The sequence below is a fragment of the Planomonospora corallina genome, assembly GCF_042650625.1.
In the GTDB taxonomy this organism is placed as follows: Bacteria; Actinomycetota; Actinomycetes; order Streptosporangiales; family Streptosporangiaceae; genus Planomonospora_B; species Planomonospora_B corallina.
This window is the reverse complement of the sequence record NZ_JBHSBM010000025.1, coordinates 17,214-43,195: the sequence shown is the minus strand read 5'-3', so window position 1 is coordinate 43,195 and position 25,982 is coordinate 17,214. Positions and strand designations below refer to the sequence as shown.

24 protein-coding genes and 1 tRNA gene are annotated in these 25,982 nt (G+C 74.3%); 6 read left to right on the top strand and 19 right to left on the bottom strand.

Features of this window, described 5'->3' with window-relative positions; translation table 11 throughout:
• Positions 1-215: 215 nt before the first annotated feature.
• The 6 genes from tuf to ACFOWE_RS22220 form a co-directional block, all read right to left on the bottom strand.
• Complete coding sequence (gene tuf / locus ACFOWE_RS22245; protein ID WP_377290844.1) at positions 216-1,415, bottom strand: elongation factor Tu; 1,200 nt, start codon at positions 1,413-1,415, stop codon at positions 216-218.
• A gap of 242 nt (positions 1,416-1,657) precedes the next feature.
• Complete coding sequence (locus ACFOWE_RS22240; protein ID WP_377290843.1) at positions 1,658-2,506, bottom strand: metal-dependent hydrolase; 849 nt, start codon at positions 2,504-2,506, stop codon at positions 1,658-1,660.
• 70 nt (positions 2,507-2,576) lie between these two features.
• Positions 2,577-3,815, bottom strand: coding sequence for a CynX/NimT family MFS transporter (locus ACFOWE_RS22235; RefSeq protein ID WP_377290841.1), 1,239 nt, complete (start codon positions 3,813-3,815; stop codon positions 2,577-2,579).
• A 188-nt stretch (positions 3,816-4,003) separates the two neighbouring features.
• Positions 4,004-4,522, bottom strand: a complete 519-nt coding sequence (locus ACFOWE_RS22230) for an SRPBCC family protein (RefSeq protein ID WP_377290839.1) — start codon at positions 4,520-4,522, stop codon at positions 4,004-4,006.
• 64 nt (positions 4,523-4,586) lie between these two features.
• A complete protein-coding gene (locus tag ACFOWE_RS22225; protein ID WP_377290837.1) occupies positions 4,587-5,012 on the bottom strand; it encodes a hypothetical protein in 426 nt (141 codons plus the stop codon).
• Positions 5,009-5,371, bottom strand: a complete 363-nt coding sequence (locus tag ACFOWE_RS22220) for a hypothetical protein (RefSeq protein WP_377290835.1) — start codon at positions 5,369-5,371, stop codon at positions 5,009-5,011. Before ACFOWE_RS22220 ends, ACFOWE_RS22225 begins: the two co-directional genes overlap by 4 nt.
• An 86-nt stretch (positions 5,372-5,457) precedes the next feature.
• Between ACFOWE_RS22220 and ACFOWE_RS22215 the strand changes: the two genes are divergently transcribed.
• A complete protein-coding gene (locus ACFOWE_RS22215; RefSeq protein WP_377290833.1) occupies positions 5,458-5,979 on the top strand; it encodes a DUF523 domain-containing protein in 522 nt (173 codons plus the stop codon).
• A 93-nt stretch (positions 5,980-6,072) separates the two neighbouring features.
• Here the strand turns inward: ACFOWE_RS22215 and ACFOWE_RS22210 are convergent, their stop codons facing one another.
• Positions 6,073-6,771: a hypothetical protein gene (locus ACFOWE_RS22210; RefSeq protein WP_377290831.1), complete on the bottom strand. Its 699-nt coding sequence runs from the start codon at positions 6,769-6,771 to the stop codon at positions 6,073-6,075.
• A gap of 48 nt (positions 6,772-6,819) precedes the next feature.
• Between ACFOWE_RS22210 and ACFOWE_RS22205 the strand changes: the two genes are divergently transcribed.
• Positions 6,820-7,497, top strand: a complete 678-nt coding sequence (locus ACFOWE_RS22205) for a response regulator transcription factor (RefSeq protein ID WP_377290829.1) — start codon at positions 6,820-6,822, stop codon at positions 7,495-7,497.
• Positions 7,494-8,834 (top strand): sensor histidine kinase, encoded by a 1,341-nt coding sequence (locus tag ACFOWE_RS22200; RefSeq protein ID WP_377290827.1) that lies wholly within the window; start codon positions 7,494-7,496, stop codon positions 8,832-8,834. Before ACFOWE_RS22205 ends, ACFOWE_RS22200 begins: the two co-directional genes overlap by 4 nt.
• 115 nt (positions 8,835-8,949) lie before the next feature.
• Here ACFOWE_RS22200 and ACFOWE_RS22195 read toward each other — a convergent pair whose 3' ends face one another.
• Positions 8,950-9,558, bottom strand: a complete 609-nt coding sequence (locus tag ACFOWE_RS22195) for a TetR/AcrR family transcriptional regulator (RefSeq protein ID WP_377290825.1) — start codon at positions 9,556-9,558, stop codon at positions 8,950-8,952.
• A 46-nt stretch (positions 9,559-9,604) separates the two neighbouring features.
• The gene (locus ACFOWE_RS22190) at positions 9,605-10,543 is read right to left on the bottom strand and encodes an oxidoreductase (protein WP_377290823.1); all 939 of its coding nucleotides are present in this window, start codon (positions 10,541-10,543) and stop codon (positions 9,605-9,607) included.
• A 310-nt stretch (positions 10,544-10,853) separates the two neighbouring features.
• Between ACFOWE_RS22190 and ACFOWE_RS22185 the strand changes: the two genes are divergently transcribed.
• Entirely contained in the window at positions 10,854-13,922 is a 3,069-nt protein-coding gene (locus ACFOWE_RS22185) for a DUF6493 family protein (protein ID WP_377290821.1), read from the top strand.
• 202 nt (positions 13,923-14,124) lie between these two features.
• On the opposite strand, the gene ACFOWE_RS22180 is transcribed toward ACFOWE_RS22185, so the two are convergent.
• The 5 genes from ACFOWE_RS22180 to nadD form a co-directional block, all read right to left on the bottom strand.
• Positions 14,125-14,197: transfer RNA gene (locus ACFOWE_RS22180), tRNA-Ala, on the bottom strand.
• 140 nt (positions 14,198-14,337) lie between these two features.
• Positions 14,338-14,970 carry a histidine phosphatase family protein gene (locus tag ACFOWE_RS22175; protein WP_377290819.1) on the bottom strand — a complete coding sequence of 211 codons (633 nt, stop codon included), beginning with the start codon at positions 14,968-14,970 and terminating at the stop codon, positions 14,338-14,340.
• A 67-nt stretch (positions 14,971-15,037) separates the two neighbouring features.
• Positions 15,038-15,469 carry a ribosome silencing factor gene (rsfS, locus tag ACFOWE_RS22170; protein WP_377290817.1) on the bottom strand — a complete coding sequence of 144 codons (432 nt, stop codon included), beginning with the start codon at positions 15,467-15,469 and terminating at the stop codon, positions 15,038-15,040.
• 200 nt (positions 15,470-15,669) lie between these two features.
• Positions 15,670-16,686 (bottom strand): lytic transglycosylase domain-containing protein, encoded by a 1,017-nt coding sequence (locus ACFOWE_RS22165; RefSeq protein WP_377290815.1) that lies wholly within the window; start codon positions 16,684-16,686, stop codon positions 15,670-15,672.
• Between the two features lie 357 nt (positions 16,687-17,043).
• Positions 17,044-17,664 (bottom strand): nicotinate-nucleotide adenylyltransferase, encoded by a 621-nt coding sequence (gene nadD / locus ACFOWE_RS22160; protein ID WP_377290813.1) that lies wholly within the window; start codon positions 17,662-17,664, stop codon positions 17,044-17,046.
• A gap of 74 nt (positions 17,665-17,738) precedes the next feature.
• Here nadD and ACFOWE_RS22155 point away from each other — a divergent pair, with 74 nt between their 5' ends.
• Positions 17,739-18,764 carry a M48 family metallopeptidase gene (locus ACFOWE_RS22155; RefSeq protein ID WP_377290811.1) on the top strand — a complete coding sequence of 342 codons (1,026 nt, stop codon included), beginning with the start codon at positions 17,739-17,741 and terminating at the stop codon, positions 18,762-18,764.
• A gap of 112 nt (positions 18,765-18,876) precedes the next feature.
• Entirely contained in the window at positions 18,877-19,665 is a 789-nt protein-coding gene (locus tag ACFOWE_RS22150; RefSeq protein ID WP_377290809.1) for a neutral zinc metallopeptidase, read from the top strand.
• A 114-nt stretch (positions 19,666-19,779) separates the two neighbouring features.
• On the opposite strand, the gene ACFOWE_RS22145 is transcribed toward ACFOWE_RS22150, so the two are convergent.
• The 5 genes from ACFOWE_RS22145 to obgE form a co-directional block, all read right to left on the bottom strand.
• Positions 19,780-21,453 (bottom strand): serine/threonine-protein kinase, encoded by a 1,674-nt coding sequence (locus tag ACFOWE_RS22145; protein ID WP_377290807.1) that lies wholly within the window; start codon positions 21,451-21,453, stop codon positions 19,780-19,782.
• Positions 21,454-21,583: 130 nt separating this feature from the next.
• Positions 21,584-21,823 (bottom strand): hypothetical protein, encoded by a 240-nt coding sequence (locus ACFOWE_RS22140; RefSeq protein WP_377290805.1) that lies wholly within the window; start codon positions 21,821-21,823, stop codon positions 21,584-21,586.
• A gap of 209 nt (positions 21,824-22,032) precedes the next feature.
• Positions 22,033-23,337 (bottom strand): glutamate-5-semialdehyde dehydrogenase, encoded by a 1,305-nt coding sequence (locus tag ACFOWE_RS22135; protein ID WP_377290803.1) that lies wholly within the window; start codon positions 23,335-23,337, stop codon positions 22,033-22,035.
• A gap of 16 nt (positions 23,338-23,353) precedes the next feature.
• Complete coding sequence (gene proB, locus ACFOWE_RS22130) at positions 23,354-24,481, bottom strand: glutamate 5-kinase (protein ID WP_377290801.1); 1,128 nt, start codon at positions 24,479-24,481, stop codon at positions 23,354-23,356.
• Between the two features lie 39 nt (positions 24,482-24,520).
• The gene (gene obgE / locus ACFOWE_RS22125; protein WP_377290799.1) at positions 24,521-25,873 is read right to left on the bottom strand and encodes a GTPase ObgE; all 1,353 of its coding nucleotides are present in this window, start codon (positions 25,871-25,873) and stop codon (positions 24,521-24,523) included.
• Positions 25,874-25,982: the final 109 nt, after the last annotated feature.

Here is a 25,982-nt window from a genome sequence, read left to right as displayed (position 1 = left end):
CGGACCCGCCTCGCGCCACCGTCTCCCGGCGGGAGGGCCGCGGGCGTGCCGCGCGGGAGCGGCCGCGGCGCGTCCCCGCGCCCACGGCCGCCGGACGCTTCGCGGGGCGCCGCGGCCCGCCGGCCCGGGTCGAGGCCGCCGCGCTCCCTGCCGCCGGCCGGCTCCGGGGGCGTCCGCGGCAGGACGCCCCCGGAGCACAGGTCCGCCTTCGGTGCTCAGCCGAGCACCGCGGTGACCGTTCCCGCGCCCACGGTCCGGCCGCCCTCACGGATCGCGAAGCCGAGCCCGCTCTCCAGCGCGACCGGCCTGCCGAGCTCGACGGTCGCCTCGACCGTCTCCCCCGGCAGCGCGCTCGGCGCCCCGTGCAGCTCCATCCGGCCCGGCACGTCCGCCGTGCGGAGGTAGAACTGCGGCCGGTACCCGGTCGCGACCGCCGTGCTCCGCCCGCCCTCGGCGGCCGCCAGCAGGTAGACCCTGGCGGTGAACCGGTGGTGGGCCGTCTGGCTGCCGGCGGCGGCCAGCACCTGGCCGCGCCGTACCTGGTCGCGGCGGACCCCGCGCAGCAGCAGCGCGGCGTTGTCACCGGCCTCGCCCCGCTCCATGGTCTTGCCGAAGGTCTCCACCCCGGTCACCACCGCGGTGAAGCCCCCGCCGAGGCCCACGGCCTGGACGGTGTCGCCGACCTTGACCGTGCCGCGCTCGATCGCCCCGGTGACCACGGTGCCCCGTCCGGTGACGGTGAGCGCGTTCTCCACCGGGAGCAGGAACGGCGCGTCGGTGTAGCGGACCGGCACCGGCACGTGGTCGTCGACCGCCTGCAGCAGCCGCTCGACGGCGGCCGTCCACTCGGGGTCGCCCTCCAGCGCCCGCAGGCCGGAGACCCGCACGACGGGCGAGCCGGGATAGCCGTGCTCGTCGAGCAGCTCCCGCAGCTCCAGCTCGACGAGGTCGGCGAGCTCGGGGTCGGCGCCGTCGGCCTTGTTGAGCGCGACGACGACGTGCTCCACCCCGACCCGTCGCGCGAGCAGCACGTGCTCGCGGGTCTGCGGCATGATCCCGTCCAGCGCGGAGACCACCAGGATGGCCCCGTCGAGCTGCGCCGCCCCCGTGATCATGTTCTTCACGTAGTCGGCGTGGCCCGGCATGTCCACGTGGGCGTAGTGCCGCGTGGCGGTCTCGTACTCGACGTGGGAGATGTTGATGGTGATGCCCCGGGCGGCCTCCTCGGGCGCCCGGTCGATCCGCTCGAACGGCACGTACTCGGCGCCGCCCCGGTCGCCGAGCACCTTGGTGATCGCCGCGGTGAGCGTGGTCTTGCCGTGGTCGACGTGCCCCATCGTGCCGATGTTGAGGTGCGGCTTGGTGCGCGCGTAGACCTTCTTGGACCCTCCGGTCCGGTCGGCCGTGCCGGCCATGTTCCCTTCCTTCGATGCTCGTCTCCTCGGTGACCCGCGCGTACGGCCGACCCCTCCCCGCCGGGTCACCCGGACTCACGGGAAGAGGTCAGCGCTCCGCGCCGCCGAGGGGCATCGAGGCACGCGCCGCGGCGCCCGCGGTGGCGGGCGCTGCGAGAAGGGCGTGCCGGAACATGCCTGCCATGGTCGGGCACGGCCCCGTGCCGTGGCAAAGGGTTTTCCGTCCGGGAAGACCCCGGCCGTCAGCCGGCGGTGGTGCGCATGGTCAGCTCGGAGCCGTCGGCGGACAGCTCCAGCGCGACGGCGACCGTGCCGAGCTCGGAGGTGCGCGACAGGTGGGTGCCGCCGCACGGGATGCTCGCCTCGCCGCCGGGCAGGCCGCAGTGCCAGGTACGGCGTGCGGTCAGCTCCGGCCCCGGGCTGTCGATCCAGACCGGCGCGTCGGCGGCGGCCCACTCCTGGAGCAGTTCCCCGGCCCGCGCCTCGACCTCCGGGAGCTCCTCGGCGAGCCCCTCGGCGGTGAAGCCCTTGCGCCGCAGTGACTTGCCCAGCCGGTAGACGTCGTGGCTGCCGCCGGGCACGATCCGCGAGGAGGTGATGGCCGCCTGGTCGAAGTCCGGGTGGCCGAGCGCGTCGGCGGGGGCCTCCTTGCGCCAGCGCCCGGCGAGCGCGGCGTTGAGCGCGAGGGCCGACAGGTGGCAGGCGGTGTGCCCGGCCGACAGGGAGCGGCGGAGGCGCGGGTCCACCTCCAGGTCGACCTCGCCCTCCAGCGGCGCGTCGGTGACGTGCACCACCAGCCAGTGCCAGCCGTCCGTGCCCCGGCGGACGGGGATGTCCTCGCCGAGGCGGACGGCGCCCGTGCCGTGCTCCACGGCCCCGGTGACGCAGTCGGCCACCGGCCGCCCGCCGATCGTGCCGGTGTCGGCGGGCTGGTCGGGCCAGGTGTGGTCCAGCGGGTGGAAGGGGGTCTCGGCGACGACCACCCCGTACCGGTCCCCCACCGGCAGGGCGGCCAGCACCTCCGAGCGCCCCCGGGTCTCCCCGGCCGGATAGGTGACCCGTGTCGACGCCGTGAACTCCGTGAGATCCATGGCGTCCATGATGGCAGCCGGGGTCCGCGCCGCCCCCGAGGAGGCGCGGGCCCCGGCCGCCGGGCGGACCTCAGCGCGCGACCGCCCGATGGGTCCGCTCGTCCTCCAGATAGCGGGTGCGGCCGGCGTACCAGCCCGCGGCGGACTGCACGGCGACCACCGCGAACAGCAGCAGGAAGGGGAGCGTCCAGCCCCCGGTCGCCTCGCGCAGCACGCCGACGACCAGGGGTCCGGCGCCCGCGATGAGGTACCCGGCGCTCTGCCCGAAGGCGGACAGCGCGGCGGTGGCCTCGGGGGTGCGGGTGCGCAGGGCGAGCATGGTCAGCGCGAGCGGGAAGGATCCCATCCCGATGCCCACCAGCACCGCGGACGCCCAGGCCCAGGAGGCGGGCGCGAGCCAGAGACCGAGGAAGCCGGTCACGTAGAAGGCCGCGAACGCCGCCACCGCGGGCCGCTGGTCGGAGAACCTCGCCGCGACCGCGGGCACGGCCATCGAGACCGGGATGCCGATCGCGGTGAAGACGCCCAGCACCAGGCCGGCCTGTCCGGCGCTGAGGCCGCCGTCGACGAGGATCTGGGGCAGGAAGCCGAACATGATGTAGGCCACCATGCTCTGGGTGCCGAAGTAGGCGGCGACCGCCCAGGCCAGCCTGCTGCGCAGCAGTACGGCCAGGCCCAGCCGCCCGGTGCCGCCGGCGGCCGCGGACTCGCTGCGCAGCAGCACCAGCCAGGGAAGGGCGGCGACGGCGGCCAGCGCGCCCCACACCCCGAGCGCGACGTGCCAGTCGCCGCCGGCGGCCTGCTCGATCGGGACGGTCGCGGCGGCGGCGAGCATCGTGCCGACCGCCAGGGCGGTCGTGTAGACCGTGGTCATGGTCCCGGCGCGGCCGGGGAAGTGGCGCTTGATCAGGGTGGGGATGAGCACGTTGCCCACCGCGCCGCCGGACAGCGCCAGCGCGCTGCTGAGCAGGAAGACCTCGGCCGAGCCGGCCGCCGCGCGGATCACCAGGCCCGCGCCGAGCGCGAGCAGGGCGAGCAGCAGCAGCCGGTGCTCCCCGGTCCTGCGGGCCAGGGACGGGGTGGCCGCGCCGACCGTGGCGAAGATGAGGACCGGCAGCGTGGTGAGCAGGCCGACCGTGGCCCCGGACATGCCGAGCGCGGCCGAGACCTGGTCGAGGACCGGTCCGACGCTGGTGACCGCGGTGCGCAGGTTCAGCGCGGCGAGGACGATTCCCAGCACGAGCAACCAGGCCAGAGATCCTGTCGTTCCCCCTGTGCGGCCCCGGGTCCGGTGGGTGAGCACGCTCATGCGGGTCCGGTCCTCCTTCTCGACTTCGCGATCGGATCATGTATTCATGGGATGATCAGGTGACTCAAACTGTAACAGGACTGAAACCACTGCTTGTTCCTGACTTGGCCGATCCCTGACAACGTGAAAGCCCGGGCCCCTCCCTGCTGACAGAGAGGAACCCGGGCCCGGAAGCTCAGCGGCTCAGATCAGATCGGCCCGCCCGGCGCGGTCGGGGGAAGGCCGCCGCCGAGGGCGCCGGTGCCGCGGTCCTGCGGGCCGGGCACGTCCCCGCGCCAGGCGCCGGTCTCGGCGCCGCGCGCCTCGATGAACGCCTTGAAACGCTCCAGGTCCCCCTTGACCCGGACCCGGACGATCTGCAGCCAGTCGCCGACGGTCTCGACGAAGCCCTCCGGGTCGTACTCCATCTGGAGCGTGACCCGGGTGGTGTCCGGGGTGAGGTGGTGGAAGGTCACCACACCGGCCTGGTGCGGCCGGTCGACGGACTTCCAGGCCACCCGCTCGTCGGGGTGCTGCTCGGTGATCTCCGCCTCGAACTCCCGGCGGACGCCGGCGATCTCCACGATCCACGCCGTGCGAGTGTCGCTCAGCTGTTTGACCGACTCGACGCCCTCCATGAACTCCGGAAAGCTCTCGAACTGCGTCCACTGGTTGTACGCCGTGCGGATCGGCACGTTCACGTCGATCGACTGCTCGATCGTGCTCACGATCTGCCTCCCTTGTTCGTTTTCCGTTCGGGAGGCTGCACTGCCCAGCCGTACGCCGGGCTAACTACTTACGCCGCGACAACCAGTAAAGGCCCAAAAGGGGAAGAAGCACCGGAATGTAGACATATCCACTGCCGAATCCAGACCAGACCGTGGCGTCCGGGAACGCCTCGGTGTACACCAGGCTCAGCGTGCCCACGATCAGCACTCCGGCCAGCTCGATGCCGCACGCGGCCAGGGCCAGCCTGCGCATCCCCAGGCCCAGCGCCACGGCGAGCAGGAGGTAGACCGCCGCGGCGAAGGCCGACAGCGAGTAGGCCAGCGGCGCCTCGCCGAACTGCCGCGCGATCTGCACGGCCGCCCGCGCCCCAGCGGCGAGCGCGAAGACCCCGTAGACCGCGACCAGGACCCGGCCCGGCCCGGAGCCGACGCCGTGGCCGGCGTCGGACGCCCCGGTCCCCGCGCCCTTCTCCCCGACCCGCTCGCTCATGCCACTCCCTGCCAGATCTGCAGCATCCGCCCGACCATCCCCGGGATCGCGAAGCCCGCGACCGCGATCACCGCGGGACCCCAGCGGGAGCGCTCGCCGACGCCCCAGAACGCCGCGATCGGCGGGATCACCACGGTGCCGGCCGTGTAACCGATCAGTGTGGCGGTGTCGTCCGGGCCCTCTCCCCCGACCAGTCCCGCGACCACGAACCCGGCCTGGACGAGCAGGCCGAGCTCCAGCAGGCCGAGCGCGACGAGCAGCACCGTGCCCATCGCCTTGTTCAGCGCGGTCGTCAGCAGGCTGCCCAGCGCGATCACCAGCGCGAACACGATCAGGCCGATGGCCAGCGGATCGATCATCGGGCCACCCCGGCGTTTACGGACATGGAAAGAAGGGTACTGCCCGCCCGGCCCGGTCCCCGACCCGGGCGCGTACCCTGGGGACCGTGGAGAAGATCCTGGTCAGCGCCTGCCTGATGGGACGGAAGGTCCGCTACGACGGAGGCGCCAAGACGAGCGGCGACGCGCTGCTGGCCCGCTGGCGGCAGGAGGGCCGGCTGGTCCCGTTCTGCCCCGAGGTCTCCGGCGGGCTGCCCGTCCCCCGCCCGCCCGCCGAGATCGAAGGCGGCGCCGGAGGCGCGGCCGTGCTCGAGGGCGCGGCCAGGGTGCTGACCGCGGACGGGGCCGACGTCACCGGGGAGTTCCTCGCGGGCGCCCGCGCCGCGCTGGAGGCCGCGCGGGCGGCCGGGGTCAGGATCGCGATCCTGAAGGAGGGCAGCCCCTCCTGCGGGAGCCTCGCCGTCTACGACGGCGCCTTCCAGGGACGCCTCCTGCCCGGCCGGGGCGTCACCACCGCGCTGCTGGAGCGGCACGGCATCGCGGTCTTCAACGAGGACCGCGTCGCCGAGGCCGGGGTACGGCTCGGCGAGCTCGAGCGGCCGGATCCCCCGTCGTCCGGACCGGTCTGACCCGGCCCCGCCGGAGGCCCTGCGGACCGGCCCGATCCGGCCCGCGGGGAGAGGCGGAAGGCCCCGCGCCCGGAAGGTCCGGAGCCCGGCCGGTCACGACTCCCAGGAGTCGGTGCGGTTCTCGTGGCCGATGCAGAAGGCGGACGAGGTGCTCCCGTCCTTGGTCAGGTCCACCCTCATCCAGCCGGCGTTCTCCCAGACCTTGGTCTCGTAGCCGGCCCTGGGCGCGGCGGAGATCAGCCTGCAGACCCCGTTCTCGATGGTGAACGAGACCGAGCCTCCCTTGACGTTCACCACCCGGACGTCGCCGGCCGGAGCCGCCTGGGCCGGGGCGCGGGGCGCGGCGGAGGTCGCGGCCGAGGTGGGCGCGGAGGTCGAGGCCGGCGCGGACGTCCGGGCGGGCGCGCTCGCGCGGGGGCTGCCGGAGGCCGCGCGCCGATCGGGCGGGGCGGTGGCCACCGGGGCGGAGCCGGTCCGGTCCGTCCGTGCCGTGCTCCTCACCGGTGCGGGGGTGGCCGGGCGCCGGGTCGTCCGGTCGCGCCCGGCGGGGACGGACGACGCGGTCGGAGTGCCGACCTGGGGGGACGCGGCAGGCGCGGCGGACGGGTCCTCGGACGGGGGCGCGGGCAGGGCCGCGGTCCCCGGTCCGTCGTCCACGGCGCTGATCGGCTGGATGCTCATGTCGTCGACGGCTTCGCTGCGGAGCACGTCGCGGACCCCGAACCAGGCGACGCAGGCCGCCAGGACGGTGGCTCCCAGCCATACCGCGAGGAACCCGAGCGTCTGTCGCATGCGGTGAATTATTACCCCAGATGTCTCTTTGTTCACTACGGTACGCCCATGGCGACCGTTCTCGTGGTGGAAGACGACGAGTACGTGCGCTCCGCGATCATCCAGGAACTGGGCAGGCGCCGGCACGCCGTGCGCAGCGCGGGGCGCGCTCTCGACGCGTTGCGGGAGATCACCCAGCATCCCCCGGACGCGGTGATCCTCGATCTCGGCCTGCCCGACCTGGACGGTTCGGAGGCCCTGAAGATGGTGCGCAGCGTCTCCAGCGTCCCCGTCATCGTGGCCACCGCCCGGGACGACGAGGCGGAGATCGTCCGCCTGCTCCAGGCCGGCGCCGACGACTACCTGGTCAAGCCGTTCTCCGGTGACCACCTGAACGCCCGGCTGGAGGCGGTCCTGCGCCGCGCGCGGCCCGCGGGCCCGTCGAAGGCGGTCCGCGTCGGAGGGCTCGCGGTGGACCTGGACCGGCGGGAGGCCACCCTGGACGGCACGCCGGTCACGCTGACCCGGCGGGAGTTCGACCTGCTGGCCTACCTCGCGGCCCGGGCCGACCGGGTCGTCTCCCGCAAGGAACTGCTCGCCGAGGTGTGGCAGCAGTCCTACGGCGACGACCAGACCATCGACGTCCACCTGTCGTGGCTGCGCCGCAAGCTCGGCGAGAAGGCCTCCGCCCCCCGCTACCTGCACACCGTGCGCGGCGTCGGCGTCATGCTCGTCACCCCGCGATGAGACGGACCCTCGCGCTGCTCGCGCTCGCCGGCACCTCGATGATCGCCCTGGCCTTCCTCGTCCCGCTGGGGATCATCGTCAAGGAGACCGCCCACAACCGGGCCCTGTCCGCGGCAGAGCGGCAGGCCTCGGCGCTCGTCCCGGTCCTGGCGATCACCCTCGACCCGGCCCGGCTCCCGCACGCCCTGGCCAGCAGCGGGGCGCGGGACCGCATCGCCGTGCACCTGCCGGACGGCGGCACGGTCGGCACGGTCCGCGCGCCCGCCTCGGTCGTGGCCGTGATCTCCCGGCGGACCCGGGCCGAGACCGTCGAGATCGACACCGGGTACCTCCTGCTCCGCCCGGTCGCCCTGGACGGCGGCCGGACCGTGGTCGTCGAGGTCTTCGTGCCCGCCGGGGAGCTCACCCGGGGCGTCGCCCAGGCGTGGGCGGTGCTGGCCGGGCTCGCGGTGGTGCTGGTCGCGGGCTCGGTGCTGGTCGCCGACCGGCTGGGCGCACGCGTGGTACGCGCGACCCGCCGGCTGGGCCGGGCGGCCGGCGCGCTGGGCTCCGGGGACCTCAGCGTCCGCATCCGGCCCGAGGGGCCGCCCGAGCTGGTCACCGCCGCCGAGGCCTTCAACACCATGGCCGACCGGGTGGTCCAGCTGCTGGCCGCCGAGCGCGAGATGGCCGCCGACCTGTCGCACCGGCTGCGCACCCCGCTGGCCGCCCTGCGGCTCAGCCTCGGCCACCTGGGCCCGGAGGCGGAGCCCAGCCGTCACTCCCTCGCCCGGCTGGAGGCCGAGGTCGACCAGATCATCGCGGCCGCCCGCGCGCCCTCCCGTGCCCCGGAGGCCGTCTCCTGCGACGCGGCCGAGGTGCTGCGCGAGCGGCTGACCTTCTGGTCCGCGCTCGCCGAGGACCAGCAGCGGCCGTGGGAGCTGATCGGCGCGGACGCGCCCGTCCGCGTCCCGGTCCCGGCCGGCGAGCTCAGCGCGGTGGTGGACGCGCTGCTCGGCAACGTCTTCCGGCACACCCCCGAGGGCACCGCCTTCACCGTGACCCTGCACCAGGGCGCCGGCACCGTCGGCCTGCTGATCGCCGACGCGGGACCGGGCATCCCCGACCCGGCGGCGGCGCTGCGGCGCGGGGCCAGCGGCGCGGGCTCCACCGGGCTGGGCCTGGACATCGCCCGCCGGCTCGCCGAGTCCTCCGGCGGCGATCTGCGGATCGACTCGTCCTCGCTCGGCGGCGCCCGGATCCAGCTCTGGTTCCGCACCGAGCAGCGGGCCCGCGCCCCGCGTGCGGCCCGGCGGCTGGTGGGCGGCCGCTGGTCCCGCCGGGGCGCGGTGCGCTGAGAGGGTACGGGCACGGAGAAGGCGGGAGCACAGAAGGCTCGGGCACGGAGAAGGCGGGAGCACAGAAGGCGCGGGCGCAGGGAAGGCGCGGGCACGGAGCCCGGGCCGCCCCCGGTCAGTCCGTCCGGAGCAGGGGGAGCAGGATCTCGTCCACGGTCCGGACGACGAACTCGTCGTCGAGCGCCTCTCCGGTGAGCAGCAGCCGGTGCCAGAGCAGGGCCTTGGTGACCTCGACGGCCGCCGCCACGCGGTCGGCGCCGACGGGCTCGCCCCGCGTGCGGGCCCGTTCCACCAGCTCGTCCGCCTCTCCCCGGCCGGATTCCAGCATGTGCCGGTGGAGCAGCCGCCCGAGCGCCGGGTCGCTCCGGATGGCGGGGAGCAGGCCGAGCACGATGGAGTGCTTGCGCTCGTAGATCCGGCAGAACACCGAGAGCGCGGCGACGAGGTCGCCGCGCAGGGTCCCGGTGTCGGGCAGCGGCTGGTGCTCCACCACCAGCCCGTGCATGGCCGCGGCGACCATCTCCGCCTTGCCCGTCCAGCGGCGGTAGATCGTCGCCTTGCTGGCCCGGGCCCGCCGGGCCACCTCGTCCATGGACATGCGGTCGTAGCCGACCTCCGCCAGGATGCTCAGGACGGCGCTCAGGATCGCCCGCTCCCGCTCGGGGTTGAGGTTGCGCGCGCCATCCGTGCCCTGCGGTGTACGGCCCGGCGCCCGTGCCGTCATCCCGACCCTCCTGCGCTCCGGTCCGTCCGGGCCTGCGGACGAAAGATCAGGGACGTACCCCGCCCCGCTCGAACGCCAAGAAGCGTACCCCGGTCAGCTCCTCGGAGGCCTCCCAGAGCCGCCGGGCGGCCTCCCGGTCGAGCGCCCGGGCGGCCGGGCGCACCCGGGCCGGATGCCCGCGCCGCTCGGCGAACCCGTCCGGGCCGAAGAGCTCCCCGCCGGTGACGGACGGATCGGCCGCGGCGTACAGCGAGGGCAGCGCTCCCATCGCGGCCGGCTGCGCCCCCGGTTTCACGAGGGTGACCAGCAGGTCCTGGAGCGGGTGACCGGTCCGGGCGAGGTTCGTGCGGGCGACCCCGGGGTGGGAGGCGACACTGACGAGGTCCGCTCCCACCGCCGTGGCGCGCCGGTGCAGTTCGAGGGTGAAGAGCACGTTCGCCAGCTTCGACTGGGTGTACGCGCGCAGCCTGCCGTAGCGGCGCTCCCCCATCAGGTCGTCGAAGTCCATCCGCCCCGAGCGGTGCAGGCCGCTGGTCACGGTCACCACCCGGGCGCCGGGCCTGGCGAGCAGTTGCGGCAGCAGCCGGCCGGTGAGCGCGAAGTGCCCCAGGTGGTTGACGCCGAACTGCCGCTCGAACCCGTCGGCCGTGACCTGCCGGGGCAGCGCCATCACTCCGGCGTTGTTCACCAGCAGGTCGAGCCCGCCGTGCCCGCCGAGCGTGGCGGCGACGCGGGCCGCGAACCGCTCCACCGAGGCGAGGTCTCCCAGGTCGAGCGGGGACCACTCGGCGTGCCCGCCCGTCTCGGCCCGGATCCGCGCCGCCGCGGCCTCTCCCCTGCCCCCGTCCCTGCTCGCGAGCACGACCCGGGCGCCGCGGCGGGCCAGCTCCAGAGCGGTGTGGAGGCCCACCCCCTCGCCGGCTCCGGTGACCACCGCGTTCCGGCCGCGCAGCTCGGGCATCTGCGCCGCGGTCCAGCCGCTCATCTCCCACCTCCATTGGTGTACGAAACGGTTTCGTACACCAATGGAGCGTAACGCCGTACGGCGGCGCGGACAACCCCGGGCGCGGAGAGGCGGTGGCGGGAGGCGGCACCCGCGGCACCCGCGGCACCCGTCCGGACGGACCCTCCGGCGGCACGCCTGCCGGGAGGGCCACAGGATCCCGGCGGAGCGCGGCCCGGCGGCTTCTGTCGGTGATGATCTCTACTCTCCCGCCCATGACGAATGCGACGCAGGCGTACGGACACGCCTCGCCCTCCGCCCCGGCGGACCGGGCTCACGCGGAGACCGACCGGTGAGCGCCTGGCAGCAGGTGCGCGACCTCATCACCGAACGCGACGCCCGAGGACTGGTCGAGCGGGTGACCTCGCTGACCGAGGCCGAGCGCGCCGAGGTGGGCGGGCGGCTCCCGGACTTCCTCAAGGAGATGCGCGAGACCGCGACGCGGATGGCCCGCGAGGGCCACCTGGACGGCTCCGGCCTCGGCGAGGACGAGAGCGGCTGGTCCGAATGGGAGCGGGAGGAGCTCCGGAGGGAGGTCCGCTGGGAGGTGGGCGACGCGATCGCCGCGTTCGGGACGCTGCTGCGGATCGCGGGCGCGGGCACGATCTCCGGTCCCGCCGCCGCGGCCGCCTGGCTGACGCGCCGCGAGTTCGGCTCCCGGTGGGAGCCGCAGCCGGACCCCTCCGACGTGGTCCGGGTGGCGGCCGCCCGGCCCGCCGCCTGGCAGGCCGAGGTGGCGCACCGGCTCGCCGGGAGGATCCGCCGGGCGAGCGACCCCGTCGTCCCGCTGGCGCTCGCGCTGCTGCGCGCCTCCGGGTGCGAGCCTCCCGAGCACGACCCGCTCGTGGTCGCCTGGCTCTCGGCCGCGCCGGCGGACGACGACCCGCTGACCGGCTCGCTGCTCCCCCGGATCTTCGAGGCGGAGGGGGCGGGCCGCGCCCTCCGCGAGGAGCGGCTGTCCCCCTCGCCCACCCGGTGGCTCTCCCTGTTCCAGCGCCTCCTCTCCCGCGGGCGGATCTCACGCAAGGAGGTCCTCGACGGGTGCCTGAGCCGCTTCCTGCGCGGCGGCGACGCCCTCGACCTGCGGTTCTTCGTGCGGCTGCACGAGCTGGTCGGCCCCACCTCCGCCGAGGCCGCCGAGCGGGCCCCCGACTACCTGCGGCTCCTGCCGGCCGCTCCCGGCCCGGTCGCCGAGCTGGCGCTCGCGCAGGTGCGCCGGACCGGGCCGCACGACGCCGCCGACGCCGCCGAGGCGATCGGCGCGCTGACCTTCCGGGCCGAGGCCAAGCTGGCCCGCGCGGGGCTGAGGTGGCTGGAGGAGGAGGTACGGCGGGCACCCGAGCTCGCCGGTGAGCTGGCGCCCGCGCTGGCCACGGCGTTCGCGCACGCCTCCTACGAGGTCAAGGGGCGGGCTGCCCAGATCGCGCTCAGGCGCGCCGCGGCGTTCGGCGCCTGTCCGGAGCCGATCACCGAGGCCGTCCCCCTGCTGCCCGCGGCGCTCGGCGCGCGGGTGGCCGCGGTGTTCGGGGGCGAGGCCGTGCGGGAGGAGGCGGAGGAGCCGGAGCCGTTCGTCCCCGTCGCGCTGCCCGTGCTCCCGGAGCAGCCCGGCCCCTTCCCCTCCCCCTCCCTGGACCGGAGCGAGTGGTACGGCCACGGCTGGGTGGAGTCCGAGCGGTGGCTGGCCGCCTTCGTCGAAGAAGCATGGAACGACCGCGCGGCCCTGCGCGAGGCGCTGGCGCCCGCCTTCGGCGGCTCCCTCCGCGGGTACGGCAGGGAGGACCTGTACGCCAGGGAGCGCTGGACCTCCTCCGAGCAGTGGATCGCCGCCCTCGCCAAGGAGGTGATCGATCCCGGCTCCGATCCCGGCTCCGATCCCGGCGTGCCCGACCCGGAGCCCGTCGATCCCTGGGAGGGGGCGGGCTTCTCGGTGAGCGTCACCGCCGTGTCCGCCGAGGAGCGGGCGGCGCTGGACGCGCAGCTCGCGGAGGCGGCGGAGCAGGCGGAGGCGGCAGAGGGCGACGAAGGAGCGGGCGAACCCGGGCCGGCCTTCGCCGACCTGCCCGAGCGCGTGCGGGAGGAGATCTTCCGGGGGATGGAGGAGATCGGGGTCTCCCCCGAGCGGGTGGCGGCGATGCGCAACGGCCTGCCCGAGCCCCCGCCCGGCCCCGAGGAGCCGGACTACAGCGTGCACATCGGCTACATGGGCTACGCGCCGCTGTTCGGCCGGCGCGAGGAGCCCGACCCCGCGGTGGAACTCCGCCTGCGACTCCGGCTCCCGGAGCCCTCGTGGGTCTCGCCGCCGCACATGTTCCTGTTGCGCCGGCTCAGCGAGCTCCACACGGCGCTGCGGGAGGGGACGCTCCCGCCCGTCCTGCTGGCGACGCCCACGCTGCTGACCGGTCACCTCGACCCGGACGTGCTGGTGGACCGGCTGGAGGCGTGCGCGGCCGCGGGCGCCGAACCGCTCTCCACCGACCTGCAGCAGGCGCTGCTGCGGCTCCCGCGGGGCGCGCACCCCCGCGCCGCCGCGCGCGCCGCGCGCCTGGACTCGCGGGCCGCGGCGCAGGCCGCCGCCTGGCTGGCCTCGGGCGGGCTGCCCGATCCGGAGACCGGCGTGCGGTGGCGCTACTACGAGGACGGCCGTGGTCACCTCTTCGAGGAGCGCAGGCCGCGGCAGCGCGTCCGCGAGCCGCGGCTGGTGCCGGTGCTGCGCGCGGAGCCGACCGGGCACGGCCTCATCGACGAGCTGCTCCGCGAGGTACCGGACTGGTCCGGGGAGGACCACGGCGAGGGCATGGGCGAGTGGCCGGCGGTGCTGCCGTCGCACCGCGAGGTCGTCGCCGTCAACTTCCTGCCCCACCTGCTCTACCAGTGGAACCGGCCGGGGGTCTATCCGCCGTATCTCGCGGCGCTGGCCGAGGCGGACGGCCCGCTCGGGGACGCGACCGCGCTCATCCTGGCCTACTTCCTGGCCGATCGGAACAGCGAGGCGGTGCCGCTGCTGCTGCGGATGGCGGCCCGGGGCGACCTGCCCGCCGAGGCGGTCGGCCGCCAGCTCGCCCTCCTGATCCGCCTGACCTGGTTCGAGACCCGGCCGGTGCTGGCCTCCCTGGCCGAGGCCGCCCGGCAGGGCGGGCACGTCCAGGTCTGGGAGATCATGCGGGGCATGCTCCCGGTCCTGCTGCCGGGGGAGGGCGAGCGACCGAACGTCACCCACTCCGAGGCGGTGGCGTTCGCCGCCGACGTGGCCGCCTGGACGGGGGCCCGCGGCGAGATCCCCGCCGTCTCGGCCGCCGCGGGCAGCGGCCGCGCCAGCCGCTTCGCCCGGGAGTGCGCGCGCCTGCGCGACCGGCTCCGCTGACCGCTCTCCGGCCGACCGGCGGCCTCGCCGGGTTCACGCGGCCGCGCGGTGAGCCCGTCGGTCAGGGACTGTCCGGCCTCGCGCGCCGGTCCTGCCCGGCAGGACCGGCGACGACCGGAAGAACGCCGAGATCCCGCCCGATCGGGGTGATCGGACGGGATCTCGTCAATCCTCTTCGGGGCCTCTCGGCGACGCCCTTACGTGGAGCTATGGGGATTCGAACCCCAGACCTCCTCCATGCCATGGAGGCGCGCTACCAACTGCGCCATAGCCCCTGGTCACCGCTCCGAGTGCTCTCGTCGCGGCGCTCCGGAAGCATATAGGGACATCGTCCCGTTCGCCTAATCGGCGCCCGTACGGCCCGGCCCCGCGGAAGAGCGGCGGGCCGTACGGCGTGCGGATCGGGCGTGCGGCGTCAGGTCCGGGTGGCCTCGGGGCTGTCGTCGCTCTGGACCGGCTCCGGCAGGGTCCCGGCGTTGTGCTCCATCAGGCGCCAGCCCTTGCGCCCCTCCTCCAGCACCGACCACGAGCAGTTGCCCAGCCCGCCGAGGGCAGGCCAGTGCTCCTGGGGCAGACCCATCAGCTTGGCGATGCCGAGGCGGATCGCGGCCCCGTGGGAGACCACGACGAGCAGCCCGTCAGGCTCTACCTGGGCGGCCCAGCGGCGGATCGCCGCCGAGACCCGCTCGGCGACGTCGGCCACGTCCTCGCCGCCGGGGGCCTCCCAGGCGGCGAACTCACGGGGCCAGCGCTCGGAGATCTGCTCGCGGGTCAGGCCCTCCCACTCGCCTCCGCCGCGCTCGCGCAGCTCCTTATCGACCGCCACGTCCAGGCCGGTGGCACCGCCCAGCGCCCTGGCGGTGTGCAGGGCGCGCTGCAGGTCGGAGGAGACGATCATGTCGGGGCGGAGGTAGGCGAGCAGCGAGGCGGCACGGGCCGCCTGCGCGACCCCGGTCTCGTCCAGCGGGATGTCGGTGTGCCCCTGGAAGCGGCGCTCGACGTTCCACAGGGTCTGGCCGTGCCTCAGGCAGACGACGCGGCGGCTCATGCGGCCCCCTCACCGGCGGCGCGGGCCACCGCGCCGCCGGGCTCTCCGGCGGGCATGCGGCGCAGACTCACAGAGCGTCCTCCGCAGGCACGTCCTTCGGCGGCGCCGGCCGGGCACGCTGCGCGGCGACCTGGGTCACGCTCTCCGGCAGGGCGATGGAGGGGCAGTCCTTCCACAGCCGCTCGAGCGCGTAGAAGGTGCGGTCCTCCTCGTGCTGGACGTGCACGACGATGTCGACGTAGTCCAGGAGGACCCAGCGGCCCTCCCGCTCCCCCTCGCGCCGGACGGGCTTGGCGTCGGCCTCGACGCGCAGGCGCTCCTCGATCTCGTCGACGATGGCGCGGACCTGGCGGTCGTTGGTGGCGGAGCAGAGCAGGAAGGCGTCGGTGATGACGAGCTGGTCGCTCACGTCGTAGGCGAGGATGTCGTCGGCCAGCTTGTCCGCTGCGGCCTCGGCGGCGATCCTGATGAGCTGGACGGATCTGTCGGTTGCGGTCACGGTGTGGGTAAGTCCTCCGGTAGTCGGCGCTGTCACCCCTAAGGATGCCCCGCGCTGCCCGCGGTCAAGAGCGGGCAGTCAGTACAACGCCTATCGTGTGCCACCCGATTCCGCGCCGCAAACGGATTGACGGGCCGCCGGGCGCCCACCCGCCCGCGCCACCGGGCCGTGGCGGTGGCACGGGCGGGCGGCGGCCCCGGTCAGGGGCCGGTGAGGCGGCGCTCGCCGCGGGTGGTGACCACGAACACCTGCCAGTTGTAGTAGGCGTAGTACTTCCTGATGTCCCGCTTCATCTGGCGCGCGTGCAGCAGCACCGCGTCGACGTACGCCCAGGAGTGGTTGTAGGCGTACAGCGCGCGCCGGTAGTGGCGCGGGGCCCCCGACGCGTGCAGATAGTTGGCCGCGCCGAGCACGGCGTCCCGGGTGTCGTGGACGTCGCCGCCCATGCCGTAGGCCTCCCACGTCCGCGGCATGAACTGCATCGGCCCCTGGGCGCCCGTGTGGCTCGGCGACCGCACCCGGCCGAACTTGGTCTCGACGAGCATCACCGCCGCCAGCACCTCCCACTCGACGCCGAAGCGGCGCTCGGCGTGCCGGAAGTGGCCGAGCAGGACGTCGGCGGGCTTGGGCTCCTTGACGCGGAACCTCGCGGGCCTGCTGACGGGGTGGACGAGGGTGAGCAGTTTCCTGATCGCCGTGACGTCCGCCTTCACCGAGGGCTCCAGGGCCCGCGGCAGCCTGGCGTAGGTACGGGAGGCCAGGCGCGGGTCCCGAGCCAGGAGGCGGTAGGCGCGCTGCTGGTACAGGGCCAGCAGCACCACCGGCTCGGGAGCCTGACCCCGGGACGGGTCCCCCTCGCTCCGCCACTCGTCGACGGCCCGCCGGAGCCGCTCGGAGGTCTCGGTCAGGGAGCGGGCCAGCCGCGCCGGGTCCCTGGGGATCGCCGCGTCCGGGTCGGGCAGGGCCTCGGACGGGACCGGGGTCCGGTGCGCGGTCTCCGTCGCCGCCGCGGTCGTCCCCGGTTCCGCCCCCGTCGCCGCCGAGGTCGCCTGCCGCTCCGGGGCCGGAACCGGAGCGGTGACCTGGGCCGACTGCGCCGTACGGCCGGGCGCGGTCGCCGAGGCGGCGCCCGGCGAGCCGGTGCAGCCGGAGAGCGCGACGGCCAGGCCGACGATCGAGGCGACCACCGGCGTGCCACGCCCCGTACGCGCGTCCACCGGCCCACCACGTCCCGTGCGCGCCTCCACCGGCCCGCCACGTCCTGTGCGCGCGTCCGGTGGCCCGCCACTCGGACCGTCCGTCCAGGCGGACGTCACCCGCCCGCTCCACCACTGACCTCGCATCGGCCCCGCACCCCCCGTGTGCTGATCCTCCATCCGGCTCAACGTAGCCCGGGGCGCGGCCTCACGCCCCGCTTTCCCGGGGCGACACGGCGGCGGGGACCGGCAGCGATGATCTCACCGGGTGGGAGCGGCATGGGCGGCACCGTCATCTTCGGAGCTTCGGAGCGGCCCGCTTCCGCCGACGTGCCCCGGGTGTGCCCCGCACCGGAGGACCGGCGGCGAAAGCCCTGGTCAGCCCTCCGCGTCCCGGTACAGCCCGCGCTTGTTGATGTACTGGACGATGCCGTCGGGCACCAGGTACCAGATGGGCTCCCCCGCGGCGACCCGCTGCCGGCACTCGGAGGAGGAGATGGCCAGCGCCGGGATCTCCAGCAGGCTCACCCTGCCCTCGGGCAGGCCGGGGTCGTGCAGGTGGTGGCCGGGCCGGGTCGCGCCGACGAAGTGCGCGATGGTGAACAGCTCGTCCGCGTCCCGCCAGCTCAGGATCTGGGCGAGGGCGTCGGCTCCGGTGATGAAGAACAGCTCCGTGTCCGGCCCGCAGGACGCCGAGATGTCCCGCAGGGTGTCGATGGTGAAGGTGGGCCCCGGCCGGTCGATGTCCACCCGGCTCACCGAGAAGCGCGGGTTGGAGGCGGTCGCGATGACCGTCATCAGATAGCGGTCCTCGGGCGCGGAGACCGCCTGGGCGGCCTTCTGCCACGGCCGTCCGGTCGGCACGAAGACGACCTCGTCGAGGTCGAAGTGGTGGGCGACCTCGCTGGCGGCCACCAGGTGCCCGTGGTGGATCGGATCGAAGGTCCCGCCCATGACACCCAGACGGCGCTTTCCGTGTTCGGTGGGAGCGTTCGCCATGGAAGGGACCATACGCGCAAGCCGTACGGAGCTTTTAATCACCCCCCGCGCGTGCCCGGCGGGGCCGACGTAGCATGCCGGGCATGACCACCACCCCGGATCGCAACCGCGTGCAGCTTCCCGGCATCAGCTCCCGGGCCTACGAACATCCCGCCGACCGGTCCGCGCTGGTCGCCCTCCGCTCGCTCAGCGGATTCGACACGGTCCTCAAGCAGATGTCCGGCCTGATCAGTGAGCGCCGGCTGCGCCTGATCTATCTCGCCTCCGCGGTGCGCACGAGCGACACCCAGTTCCGCGCCCTGCACGACATGGGCCGGGACGCGGCCTACATCCTCGACCTCCCGCGCATCCCGGAGGTCTACGTCCAGCAGGACCCCAAGGTCCAGGCGATGGCCATCGGCTTCGACGACCCGTTCATCGTCGTCACCACCGGCCTGCTCGACCTGATGGACGCCGAGGAGCAGCGCTTCGTCATCGGTCACGAGACCGCGCACATCCTGTCCGGCCACGCCGTCTACCGCACGATGCTGGACATCCTCACCCGGCTGGCCACCCGGGTGGCCTGGATCCCGCTGGGCTACATCGGCCTGCGCGCGATCGTGGCGGGGCTGGAGGAGTGGCACCGCAAGTCCGAGCTCTCCGCCGACCGGGGCGGCCTCCTCGTCGGCCAGGACTCCGACGCCGCCCTGCGCGCGCTGATGAAGCTCGCCGGCGGCTCGCGCCTGCACGAGATGAACATCGAGGCCTTCCTCGACCAGGCGCGCGAGTACGACACGGCGGGCGACGTCCGCGACGGCCTGCTCAAGGTCCTCAACCTGCTCGGCACGACGCACCCGTTCGCGGTCTCCCGCGTGGCCGAGCTCGACAAGTGGCGCCGCGGCGGAGAGTACGACGCGATCCTCTCCGGCACCTACCCCCGCCGCACCGACGACTCCAGCGCCAAGATCACCGAGGAGATCAAGGCCGCGGCCCGTTCCTACCGCGAGTCCTGGTCCCAGTCCCAGGACCCGTTCATCGGCGTCCTGCGCGACGTGGCCGAGGGCGCGGTCAACGCCGGCGAGCGCATCTTCAACCGTTTCGCCCGCCGTGACGGCAACTGACACCTGCCGTTCTCATACGGTTCACGGAAAGGCCCGGGAGTCCGCCTCCCGGGCCTTTTGCGGCTGAATACGGGTTTGCCGATCACATGGGACTGCCTTACCGTGCCTGTCCATGAGAATCCGCGTGATCACCGCCCTGACCGGCGCGGCAGGTCTTCTCCTCACCGGCACGGCTCTGACGGGAACGGCTCACGCCTATCCCATCAAGGACAAGGCGCTGACCCAGAACAAGCTCTACTCCACCGGCAAGCTCGCCACGACGGAGTGCGCCGAGAAGCCCGTCGAGGACGGCGACCGCGCCTCTGCCAAGAGATACCTGACCGGGGTGCTGAACTGCCTGAACACCTCCTGGAAGGCACACCTCGATGCCGCGGGCCTGCCCTTCACCAAGCCCGTGCTGAAGACGTACGCCAAGGCGCCCGCGCGTTTCTGCGGTGACAAGGTCGGCAAGGGAACCGAAGCCCTGTACTGCTCGAGCTCGAGGACGATCCTCATCGAGCTCCACAAGGACCTGCTCTCCGACACCGGCGACCTCTACCTGTTCCATCTCATGAGCAGCATGTACAGCTACCACGTGCAGAACCTCGTCGGAATCGACGAGGCCTACACGGCCGCCCCGTACAAGAACGCCTCCGAGATGAACGAGCAGATCCGCCGCAACTCGCTGCAGGCCGACTGCCTGGCCGGGGTGTTCATCAAGAGCGTGTGGCCCTCGCTGGAGCGTCCGGCCTCCAACTGGAACCACATGCTGGGCATCCTGAAGGACAACGGCGATCCCAAGGGCGGGCCCCGTACCCACGGCAAGGGCGGCAGCCAGGTCTACTGGTCCAAGCGCGGCTACAGCACCGGCGACCCCGCCTCCTGCAACACCTGGACCGCCTCCTCCGCCAAGGTGAGCTGATCACCTCCCGGCAGGCGTCCCGCGGCCCTGCCGGGAGACCCACCGCTCCCGCCCGGGGAGCCCCTCCTCCCCTCACTCCGAGACGGCTCCGCGGTCGGACCGGCGGAAGGCCTCCTAGAGGAGCAGCGCGACCACCCGCACGGCCGCCGCGCACAGGGCGGTGAACCCGCCCAGCACGACCATCGCGCGCAGGCCCTCCCTGCGCAGGTCGGGGAGCCTGGAGCCTGCCTGCTCCACCTCCCTGCCGGTGATCGCGCCGCAGACCACCCCGAACACCACGCCCGCGACGGCGACCGGGGCGGGGCGCTGCCACCAGTCCGGAGGCAGCGCCCCGCCCTCGGCCAGCCAGAACGCCGCAGCGGCCAGCCCGGCCGCGGGCGCCCCGGGCCAGACCGCCGCGGTCAGCAGCGAGCCGGCGAAGGTCACCGGGAAGCCCAGCACCCGCAACAGGACCCGGACCCGGGTGGACCTGCGCTTCCTCACCAGCCAGTGCCCCGTCCAGAGGGCACGGACCAGGACCGTGAACAGGCCCGTGACCGCGAAGACCACCGGCGGCCAGATCACCGAGGCCACGACGCAGGGCACCGCCAGCAGCGCGATGAGGAGCAGCGTCACGTTCCCCGCGGGCAGCGGGCCCGCCCTTCCCGGGGTCGCGGTCTCCGCCGCCAGGGCGCTGTCCGTCTGCCGCCCGCCGCCCGTCGTCCGCACCGCCCGCACCGCCCGCACCGCCCGCGGGGACCTCCGGCTCCCCTTCGGGATATCCCCCGTGCCGGGCCGCGCCGTCCTCGCGGGCTCCTTCTCCCGAGCGGCGCCCCCCGTCCGGGACTCCTGCCGCACCGGGACGGGGACCGCCGGCTGCGCGCCCGTCCGCTGCGGCCCGGTCCGCGGTCCCGTCCCCGTCTTCTGCGGTCCGGTGGCCTTCTGCCCGGTCTTCCGCGAAGAGGGCGGGGAGGCCGCCGCGGACGCCGGACCGGCGGGAGCGGAGGCGGAGGCGGCCCTGCTGAGGCGGGCCAGCCGTCCGGAGAGGAGGGCGGCCGTGGGCCGCTTGGCGGCCTCCCTGTGGAGCGCGGCGCGCACCAGCGGGAGGAGCGCCGCGGGAACTCCGGCCAGGTCCGCCCGGCCGTTGAGGACGGCGTACATCTGCGCCTCGACCGAGCCCCGGCCGAAGGTGGGGCGGCCGGTGGCGGCGAAGGCCACGGTCGCCGCCCAGGCGTGCACGTCGGCGGGCTCCCCCACCGGCTCGTCCGCGAACAGCTCGGGCGCGGCGTAGCCGGGGGTGCCGAGGAAGGTGCCGGTCATGGTGAGCCGGGTGGCGTCCAGGACCTGGGCGATGCCGAAGTCGATGAGCACGGGCTCGCCCGAGGGGCTGAGCAGGACGTTGGCGGGCTTGAGATCGCGGTGGACGACCCCGGCCGCGTGGATGATCGACAGTGCCATGGCCAGCCCGTGGGCCACCGTGATCAGCTCGGCGCCCTGCAGGGGGCCGTCGCGCCGCACCCGCTCCAGGAGGGTGTCGCCCTCGATGTGCTCCATGACCAGGTAGGGCCGGTCACCGTCGAGATCGGCGTCGACGACCCGGGCGACGTAGGGGCTCTCCACCCTCCGCAGCGCCCGCACCTCGCGCTCCAGCCGGATCCGCGCCTCGGAGTCGGCGTCGACCACGGTGTGGAGCATCTTGAGCGCGACCTTCTCGCCCCGCCGGGTCGTGGCGAGGTAGACCTCGCCCATGCCGCCTCTGCCGAGGCGCTCCACCAGCGTGTACGGGCCGACGCGCCCGAGCCTGCCCACCCGCCCTCCACCCATAGGAGACCCCACCATAGCGGGCGGGTACGACGATCCTCCGGCGACGCGCCGGACGCCGGAGGATCAGTGTGACGAGGGCCGGAGGATCAGTGCGGCGGGGGAAGGGGCGGGAGGCTCAGGACCGGCCCGCGTACTCCCGGTTCTGCGGGACGAGGCGCTCCAGCGGCTCGGCGTCCGCGGGCTCCCCCGGCTCAGGGACGAGCAGGCTCTCCAGCTCCGCCACGGGCTCCGACGACAGGTCCAGACGTCCCTTGCGCCGCCAGTTCACGTGCCCCCGGCTCTCCAGGAACAGCATCAGCCTGTCGACGGAGAGCAGCACGACGCCCACGAAGAGGATCCCGATCACGATCTGCATGAGGGCCAATCCAACCACCCCTTCCCATCACTCAGCGAACCGACACGGTCGCATACCGCAGTCGGCGAGTCGCTTGACCGGATCCTGAACGAGGCGGCGGAGCACCGGCCGGACCACCGGGCCCTGGCCGGGCAGCCGGCCGTGGAGACGCGCCCGCCGGCGGATCCGGGTCCCGCCACCGGGCATCGCCTCCAGCGTGACCTCCGCCCTCAGTCCAGCGCGGAGGCGCCCCCGCAGGACGGGATGACGGTCCCCTCCGAGGTCCGCAGGTGGCCCTCACCGGTGTAGACCCACTTGGTGGAGGTCAGCTCGGGCAGGCCCATCGGGCCGCGGGCGTGCAGCTTCTGGGTGGAGATGCCGATCTCCGCGCCGAACCCGAACTCCCCGCCGTCGGTGAACCGGGTGGAGGCGTTGACCGCCACGGCCGCGGAGTCGACCAGCGCGACGAACCTGCGGGCCGCGGTGACCGACCGGGTGACGATCGCCTCGGTGTGCGCGGAGCCGTACTCCCTGATGTGCCGGACCGCGTCCTCCAGGGAGTCGACCACGGCCGCGGCGATGTCCAGCGAGAGGTACTCGGCGCGGAAGTCCTCCTCCTCCGCCGGCACCACGGCCTCGCCGTAGGCGGCGATGCGCGCGTCGCCGTGGACCGTCACGCCCGCCCCGGCCAGCGCCGCCAGCGCCCGCGGCACGAAGGCGTCGGCCACGGCGGCGTGCACGAGGAGCGTCTCGGCGGCGTTGCAGACCGAGGGGCGCTGGGCCTTGGCGTTGAGCAGGATCTCGACCGCCAGGTCGAGGTCGGCCTCGGCGTCGACGTAGACGTGGCAGTTGCCGGTGCCGGTCTCGATGACCGGCACCGTCGACTCCTGCACCACCGAGCTGATCAGCGAGGCGCCGCCGCGCGGGATCAGCACGTCGACCAGGCCGCGGGCCCGCATGAGCTCCTTGGCCGAGTCACGGGTCTGGCCGGGCACCAGCTGCACGGCCCCCGCCGGGACGGCCGTGCCCGCCAGTGCCTCCTGCATGACCCTCACGAGCACCGTGTTGGACTCGTAGGCGCTGGAGGAGCCGCGCAGCAGGGTGGCGTTGCCGCTCTTGAGGCAGAGCGCGGCCGCGTCGACCGTGACGTTGGGCCGGCCCTCGTAGATGATGCCGACCACGCCGAGCGGGACGCGGAGCTGGCGCAGCTCCAGCCCGTTGGGCAGCGTGCTCCCCCGGACCACCTCGCCCACCGGGTCCGGCAGGTCGGCGATCTGCCGGACGGCCTCGGCGATGACCTCGACGCGCCCGGCGGTCAGGCTGAGCCGGTCGATCATGTACTCGGAGGTGCCGTTCTCACGGGCCTTCACCACGTCGCGCGCGTTGGCCTCGATGATCTCGGCGGAGCGGGCCACCAGCGCGTCGGCGATCGCCCGGAGCGCGGCGTCCTTCGGCGCCCGCGGCAGCGGGGCCAGCTCGGTGGCGGCCTCCTTCGCCGCCCGGGCTACCTTCAGGAAGTCTTCCGACGCAGACATGTCGCGCTCCAGGGAACTAGTTGGTGGTATCCAGTATGACGATGTCGTCACGGTGGATCAGCTCGCGTTCGTATTCCGGACCGAGGGCGCTGGCCAGCTCCCTGGTGGAGCGGCCGAGCAGGTCCGGGATCTCCGCGGCGTCGAAGTTGACCAGGCCGCGGGCGACGACCTCGCCGAGCGGGCCGCACAGGTCCACCGGGTCCCCCGCGGCGAAGTCGCCCTCCACGCCGACGACCCCGGCGGGCAGCAGTGACTTGCGGCGCCCGACGACCGCCTCGACCGCTCCCGGGTCCAGGAGCAGACGGCCGCGGCCGGTGGTGGCGTGCGCCAGCCAGAGCAGCCGGGTGCCGGGGTGCCGCCCGGCCGGGTGGAAGTAGGTGCCGACGTCGGCCCCGGCGAGCGCCTGGGCGGCGTGCGCGGCGGCGGTGAGCACCACGGGCACCCCCGCGCCGGTGGCGATCCGGGCCGCCTGCACCTTGGTGACCATGCCGCCGGTGCCGACCGCGCCGCCCTTGCCGAGTTCGACCTCGGCCAGGTCCTCGGGGCCGCGCACGTCCGTCAGCCGCCGGGCGCCGGGCCTGCGGGGGTCGCCGTCGTAGAGGGCGTCCACGTCCGACAGCAGCACCAGCGCGTCGGCGCGGGTCAGGTGGGCGACCAGCGCGGCGAGACGGTCGTTGTCCCCGAAGCGGATCTCGTCGGTGGCCACGGTGTCGTTCTCGTTGACGATCGGGACGATGTCCAGCTCCAGCAGGCGGTGCAGCGTGCGCTGGGCGTTGACGTGGTGCGCGCGGCGCATCATGTCGTCGGCGGTGAGCAGCACCTGCCCGACGCGCAGGCCGTACCGGGCGAAGGAGGAGGTGTAGCGGGCCACCAGCACGCCCTGGCCGACCGAGGCCGCGGCCTGCTGGGTGGCCAGGTCGCGGGGGCGGGCGGACAGGCCCAGCGGGCCGAGCCCGGCCGCGATCGCGCCGGAGGAGACCAGCACGATCTGCGTGCCGGCCTTCCGCCGGGCGGCGAGCACGTCGACCAGGGCGTCCACCCGGTCGACGTCGATCATCCCCTGCGGGGTGGTGAGCGAGGACGAGCCCACCTTCACGACGAGGCGTGAGGCCGTACGGATGCGATCGCGCGCAGGGGTGGTCACGACGCGTGCCTTTCTCGTGGAGCAGGTGCGGGGAAGCGGTCAGCCGAGCCGGTTGTCGGTGCCGCGCGGTCCCTGCCGCACGGCCTCGGCGTTGAGCGTCGGCTGCCAGTCGAAGATGTAGCCGTCCTCCATGGAGCCGATGACGACCTCGGCCCCCGCCTTGGCCCCGGCCGCCAGGAGCTCCTCCTCGACGCCGAGGCGCTCCAGCCGGTCGGCGAGGTAGCCGACGGCCTCGTCGTTGGTGAAGTCCGTCTGGCGGATCCACCGCTCCGGCTTGGCCCCGGTGACCTGGAAGGTGTTCTCGTCGACCCGGCGCACGGTGAACCCGGTGTCGCCGATCTGCTTGGGCCTGATGACCAGGCGGGTCGGCTCGGGCGCCGGCGCGGCGGCGCGGGCGGCGGCGACCATCTCGCCCATGGCGTAGGTCAGCTCCTTCAGGCCCTCGTGGGTGGCCGCGGAGATCGCGAAGACCCGCAGCCCCCGCTCCTCGAGCAGCGGCCGGACGATGTCGGCCAGCTCGCGCGCGTCGGGCACGTCGGCCTTGTTGAGCACCGCCAGCCGCGGCCGGTCCTCCAGCTTGCCGTAGGCGGCCAGCTCGGCCTCGATGACCTCGTAGTCGCTGATCGGGTCGCGGCCCGGTTCCATGGTCGCGCAGTCGATCACGTGCACGAGCGTGTTGCACCGCTCGACGTGGCGCAGGAACTCGTGGCCCAGGCCCTTGCCCTCGGAGGCTCCGGGGATCAGTCCGGGCACGTCGGCGACGGTGAAGACCGTCTCGCCGGCGGTGACCACGCCGAGGTTGGGCACCAGCGTCGTGAAGGGGTAGTCGGCGATCTTCGGGCGGGCCGCGCTGAGCGCCGCGATGAGGGAGGACTTGCCCGCGCTGGGGAAGCCGACCAGCGCCACGTCCGCGACGCTCTTCATCTCCAGCAGCACGTCGAGCTGGTCGCCGGGCTCGCCGAGCAGCGCGAAGCCGGGGGCCTTGCGCTTGGCCGAGGCCAGCGCCGCGTTGCCCAGGCCGCCGTGGCCGCCCTGGGCCACCACGTAGCGGGTGCCCGCGCCGATCAGGTCGACGAGCACCTCGCCGGTGGCGGCGTCCTTGACGACGGTCCCGTCGGGGACGGGCAGGACGACGTCGGCGCCGTTGGCGCCGTCGCGGTTGGAGCCGGAGCCCTGCTTGCCGTTCTCGGCCCTGCGGTGCGGGCGGCGGTGGTACTCCAGCAGGGTCGCGGTGTTCGGGTCGACCTCGAGGATCACGTCCCCGCCGCGGCCCCCGTTACCGCCGTCGGGGCCGCCCAGCGGCTTGAACTTCTCCCGATGCACAGAGGCGCAGCCATGTCCCCCGTCACCGGCCTTGATGTGCAGGACCACCTGGTCCACGAAGTCCGGCATGTCTGCTTCTCCTACCCCCATCACCGGGATCTTGCTCGGCGGGAAACCCCGCTCACACACGAACAGGGGCGGACCGCTGATCGCGATCCACCCCTGTCGTAACGTCGTG

Excerpts from the sequence above, each read along its gene's own strand:
- ACFOWE_RS22135 (WP_377290803.1), bottom strand. The coding sequence starts at position 23,337 with ATGTCTGCGTCGGAAGACTTCCTGAAGGTAGCCCGGGCGGCGAAGGAG.
- ACFOWE_RS22195 (WP_377290825.1), bottom strand. The coding sequence starts at position 9,558 with ATGACGGCACGGGCGCCGGGCCGTACACCGCAGGGCACGGATGGCGCG.
- tuf (WP_377290844.1), bottom strand. The coding sequence starts at position 1,415 with ATGGCCGGCACGGCCGACCGGACCGGAGGGTCCAAGAAGGTCTACGCG.
- ACFOWE_RS22225 (WP_377290837.1), bottom strand. The coding sequence starts at position 5,012 with ATGAGCGAGCGGGTCGGGGAGAAGGGCGCGGGGACCGGGGCGTCCGAC.
- ACFOWE_RS22235 (WP_377290841.1), bottom strand. The coding sequence starts at position 3,815 with ATGAGCGTGCTCACCCACCGGACCCGGGGCCGCACAGGGGGAACGACA.
- ACFOWE_RS22190 (WP_377290823.1), bottom strand. The coding sequence starts at position 10,543 with ATGAGCGGCTGGACCGCGGCGCAGATGCCCGAGCTGCGCGGCCGGAAC.
- ACFOWE_RS22150 (WP_377290809.1), top strand. The coding sequence starts at position 18,877 with ATGAGAATCCGCGTGATCACCGCCCTGACCGGCGCGGCAGGTCTTCTC.
- ACFOWE_RS22155 (WP_377290811.1), top strand. The coding sequence starts at position 17,739 with ATGCCGGGCATGACCACCACCCCGGATCGCAACCGCGTGCAGCTTCCC.
- obgE (WP_377290799.1), bottom strand. The coding sequence starts at position 25,873 with ATGCCGGACTTCGTGGACCAGGTGGTCCTGCACATCAAGGCCGGTGAC.
- ACFOWE_RS22240 (WP_377290843.1), bottom strand. The coding sequence starts at position 2,506 with ATGGATCTCACGGAGTTCACGGCGTCGACACGGGTCACCTATCCGGCC.
- ACFOWE_RS22200 (WP_377290827.1), top strand. The coding sequence starts at position 7,494 with ATGAGACGGACCCTCGCGCTGCTCGCGCTCGCCGGCACCTCGATGATC.
- ACFOWE_RS22205 (WP_377290829.1), top strand. The coding sequence starts at position 6,820 with ATGGCGACCGTTCTCGTGGTGGAAGACGACGAGTACGTGCGCTCCGCG.
- ACFOWE_RS22140 (WP_377290805.1), bottom strand. The coding sequence starts at position 21,823 with ATGCAGATCGTGATCGGGATCCTCTTCGTGGGCGTCGTGCTGCTCTCC.
- ACFOWE_RS22210 (WP_377290831.1), bottom strand. The coding sequence starts at position 6,771 with ATGCGACAGACGCTCGGGTTCCTCGCGGTATGGCTGGGAGCCACCGTC.
- ACFOWE_RS22220 (WP_377290835.1), bottom strand. The coding sequence starts at position 5,371 with ATGATCGATCCGCTGGCCATCGGCCTGATCGTGTTCGCGCTGGTGATC.
- ACFOWE_RS22175 (WP_377290819.1), bottom strand. The coding sequence starts at position 14,970 with ATGAGCCGCCGCGTCGTCTGCCTGAGGCACGGCCAGACCCTGTGGAAC.
- nadD (WP_377290813.1), bottom strand. The coding sequence starts at position 17,664 with ATGGCGAACGCTCCCACCGAACACGGAAAGCGCCGTCTGGGTGTCATG.